Origin of the sequence: Wolbachia endosymbiont of Glossina morsitans morsitans, from assembly GCF_000689175.1 — a bacterium.
GTDB classification, from domain to species: Bacteria; Pseudomonadota; Alphaproteobacteria; order Rickettsiales; family Anaplasmataceae; genus Wolbachia; species Wolbachia pipientis.
This window is the reverse complement of the sequence record NZ_AWUH01000105.1, coordinates 1-4,152: the sequence shown is the minus strand read 5'-3', so window position 1 is coordinate 4,152 and position 4,152 is coordinate 1. Positions and strand designations below refer to the sequence as shown.

Genomic DNA, 4,152 nt, shown 5'->3' with positions numbered 1-4,152 from the left:
TTTTCTGGATCCCCAGTGTCTGGGCACTGGGATGACATCCCCCCTAGCGGAGATTGCTCTCAAATCACAATGTTCGTACAGTAAGCACTGACCACTTTGCTTCAATATTTGCGATGCCCCTGAACAGATACAAAAAATCTATTGTTTTTTTATAAATTAAGTCCTAAGGCATTTTTTACTGTAGATTAATCATTTGATTATAGTATCATTTTAATTAGGCTTATGCTTGGGATATTTATGAAAAATATTTTATATTTTATATTATTAGCTGTTGTATTCGGATCACTGAGCCTATTTGCTGTAGAGCAATTTGAAGAAAAGAAAATTGAATCAGTTCATAAGAACGAAAATGTAGGTGTAAGGAAGCAAGATAGCACAAATCAAAAAGATGAGTTAAAAAGCAACGTCGATGCTAAACAAACACAAGAGGCTGAGAGCAAAAGGTTAGACGGCACTACCGATAAAGAGAAACTGCAACACAACGAGAACAAAGCTTTCGTGGTTGAAAAAACTATAAGTGAAGGTGAAAGGATTGATAAAGATTTGCCAAATGACCAGCTAGAAGGAAGCACAGACAAATTTGCTCAAAATTTACCAAATGTGGCCAATAAAGAAGTGAATAAAGATTTGAAACCAGAGCCTTTGCCTTTAAGTGCTGATTTAAATGAGAATACAGCTAACCCGCAAAAAAATCTACAAGCTGATCAGAAGATTGATATAAAAGATAATGAACTTTCAAAAAGTGATGCGAGTCAGTTATTAGAGGGAAAAGAAAAAGTAGAGAATCAGTCTGAAGAAAAAAAAGTGAAAGAAACAAACAGTAATTCCAAGGACCGCAATAGAGTAAAACCTATAACTAAAAAAGATGAAGAAGAGCAAAGTGAAAAGAAAAGTTTACAAAAATGGACAAAGCTAAACAGAGAACCAATAAAAGAATGGGGTCATAAAGACATACAAAGCAAGTCAATATATAAACGACAATATGATAGCCTTAATGAGCATCTTCCTACAACTGTGTTTATTGATGATTACAGTAAGCAATTTTTTTACTGCATTAAGAAGAACAACTTAACTTGCTTAAGAGGAGTAATAAGTAAGCTAGAAAAAATTGGATTAACAATTCAAGAGATACTAAGGTTTAGAAATAAATTGGGTGATACTCCTCTCATTTATTCAGTTAAACAAGGTGAGGTAGACATAGTGCGCTTTCTCTTATTACAAGGTGCTGATCTTAGAGTAGTTAACAATAATTTTCAATCCCCAATTGATATAGCAATCGAAAAAAAGCAGATCAATATAATAAATGCGATTGCCGAAATGATGCCACATCTTTTGGAGGATAGAAAAATAGACAATAAAGAAAGCTCAGCAATGTACGATTGGGCTGTGAAAACGAAAGAAATACAGTGCGATAAGCAAGATGATTAGATTTTTGATATTAATTTTAGTTGGTCATTTATGTTATGGAAACGAAACAAATGATGAAAAAAATCAGATTAGTGATTTTTTAAACGCTTTGCGTGATGCAAAATACGTATCTTACAGTAAAAAAGACTTTGCTGAATTTTTGGTGCAGTGCCACAAAGAGGGCGTGCCAGAAGATTTTAAGAAAGGTTTTGGTTCTAACTTAAATGGAGCTAATTTTAACCAACTGTACCTAAGTAAATCTGTTTTTGATGGAGTAAGTCTGATTGGTGCTGATTTTTCTAACACCGATTTATCCGATGTGTCTTTCATTGATGTTGATTTACGTGGTGCTAATTTCTCCAATGCTAATTTACATGGCATTAAAATAAAAGGTACAAATTTGAGTTTTACAAAATTTGTTTCTGCAAACTTAACAGATATCGTATTTGATCAGTCTAATGTTAGTTATGCTGATTTTATCAGTTCCGATCTCAAAAAAGTGAGTATGCACAACGTAATTGGTTTGCATACTAATTTCTCGAATGTGAAAATGAATTTCTCCAACTTATCAAACTCGAATGTTAGCCACGTAAATTTTAGTGATAGTGAAATAAACGATACTGTTATGCAGAAAAACAACCTTGATAATGCAAGTTTCTTTGGAGTGGATGCATATAAATTAAAGATACAATTTTCTTCATTAAAAAATGCTAACATATATGGTGCAGAGTTAAAAGAATCAGACTTTACAGGTAGCAATCTTTCCGCTGCCTACCTTAATTCTTCTATCATAATTAACAGTAACTTCGACGAAACTAATTTAAGCAACACACAAATTTCCTATGTGAATGACGATAATTCAAGTTTTGTTCAATCTATACTAAATGGTTCCAAGATAAAGCATACATATGTTTCTGAAGCAAATCTTCAGGATGCTGATTTATCCAATATTGATTTTAGTTTTAGTGAACTGCATCAAGTTAATGTCTCTAATGCTGACATTCGTCACGGAAAGTTTCATAATACTAAAGTTGCGAATTCTAACATGAATGGCTCATTTTTTGACCATTCACTATTCACCTCTGCGAAGATAGAAGATTCAGACCTTTCTACAACTTCAATGTATAAGATAAAAATCCAAGACTCTCAAGTTTATAACAGTACACTTTCTCGCCATAATATTGATTCCGGTGAAATAGAAAATTCAACATTCTTTAATTTATTAGCTGATAATTCGAGCTGGTCCAATTTAAAAGTAACTAATTCAAATTTTATTGAAAGCGATTTCAGATCTTCTTTGCTTCACGCTAATGCCTTTAGGAAAACTAGCTTTTTTCTTAGCAATTTGAGTAATTCAACAATTAGTGATATGTCTTTTCACTCTTCAAGCATATATAAAAGTTCAGTTGCTGATGTTCACTTAACAGGTTGCAAATTTGATAATTCAATTTTGATTGACAATCAAGGGCAGGAGAAACTCACAGGTTCAGAAAATGCTATAACTTCAATTGAAGATTTGCAAGAGAAAATATCACAGGGTGAAAAATTTAATGTAAATTATTCTTACTTTGAATTTAAGGATATGAATTTAGAAAATGCTGATTTTTCTAATTCAACATTGAGTAGAGCAAAGTTTGTAAGCGTTAATTTGAATAAGGCAAATTTTGAAAAAACCGATTTGCGCTATACTGTCTTTGATAACTCTTCTCTTATTGGCACCAACTTATCAAATTCTAATTTAGAAGGTTCTAGCTTTTTAAACTCTGATCCAAAAAGCACCATGTTAAAAAATGCAAAGAAAAATGACCGTAAAAAGTGAGGGCGTATTATTGGTTCTATCCTCCCCTTCTGGAGCTGGAAAAAACTACTATATCAGCAAAATTACTTGAGCAATCAACTAATTTAGTTAGGTCTGTTTCTATGACTACACGCAAGCCTCGCCCCGGCGAAATAAATGGAAAAGACTATTTTTTCGTTACCGAAGAAAAATTTCACGAGTTATGCGAAGCTGGTCAGATGCTTGAATACGCCAAAGTTTTTGAGAATTTTTATGGTATACCAAGAGATTTTATAGAGCAAAACCTGAGCAGTGGAATAAGCGTTTTACTAAGCATAGACTGGCAAGGAGCATTTCACTTATTCAAGCTCATGAGAAAAAAAGTTGTGAGTGTTTTTATACTTCCCCCTTCAATGGAAGAGCTTAGGTTGCGTTTGCAAAAGCGTAATAGTGATGATGCAAGCGAAATAGAGCGCAGATTAGCCGAAGCTCAAAAAGAGATAAGCAAACGTGATAAATATGATTATGTAATAATCAATGATGATATTGATAAAAGTGTAGAAGAGATAAGCTCCATACTAAATAAAGAAAGACTTAAAAAACTAAAAGAAAAACCAAGTCTGGAAGACTGATAAAAACATCAATTTGGATATTTGCGGCTATAGTTTCTTATCCTATTTTAGCCAATAGCACGTTTCGCAGTTTAGCTATATTTATTATTTTTTAAGACAAAATGGTTAAAAATAGTAGACAACTGTTCAAGTGAGGTTTAACTATGACGGCAAATTTTCTCACAGAAATTAATTTTCTGCCTTTCCACCTATATTTTGATCACATATACAACGTTTAGCTCAATTTAAAAGTCAAACTTCTTGGTTGTTAGTTTAGTGCTGACAACTTAAATAGCTTTTAATATTGAGGTTTTAGTATGGGTATAGATATAACTGCACTAACTACTAATGCAGATA

Annotated in this window: 2 protein-coding genes and 1 pseudogene; all 3 read left to right on the top strand. The window is 32.6% G+C overall.

Annotated features, from left to right (window positions below; genetic code table 11):
- Positions 1 to 237: 237 nt before the first annotated feature.
- Complete coding sequence (locus tag WGMM_RS02495) at positions 238 to 1,428, top strand: ankyrin repeat domain-containing protein (protein ID WP_038249554.1); 1,191 nt, start codon at positions 238 to 240, stop codon at positions 1,426 to 1,428.
- The gene (locus WGMM_RS02490; RefSeq protein WP_038249552.1) at positions 1,421 to 3,226 is read left to right on the top strand and encodes a pentapeptide repeat-containing protein; all 1,806 of its coding nucleotides are present in this window, start codon (positions 1,421 to 1,423) and stop codon (positions 3,224 to 3,226) included. Before WGMM_RS02495 ends, WGMM_RS02490 begins: the two co-directional genes overlap by 8 nt.
- A pseudogene (gmk, locus tag WGMM_RS02485) lies at positions 3,210 to 3,816 on the top strand (guanylate kinase). Before WGMM_RS02490 ends, gmk begins: the two are co-directional and overlap by 17 nt.
- The last annotated feature ends 336 nt before the right edge of the window (positions 3,817 to 4,152 follow it).

What these genes read in the sequence shown, in the direction of transcription:
- WGMM_RS02495 (WP_038249554.1), top strand. Translation starts at nt 238, where the DNA reads ATGAAAAATATTTTATATTTTATATTATTAGCTGTTGTATTCGGATCA.
- WGMM_RS02490 (WP_038249552.1), top strand. Translation starts at nt 1,421, where the DNA reads ATGATTAGATTTTTGATATTAATTTTAGTTGGTCATTTATGTTATGGA.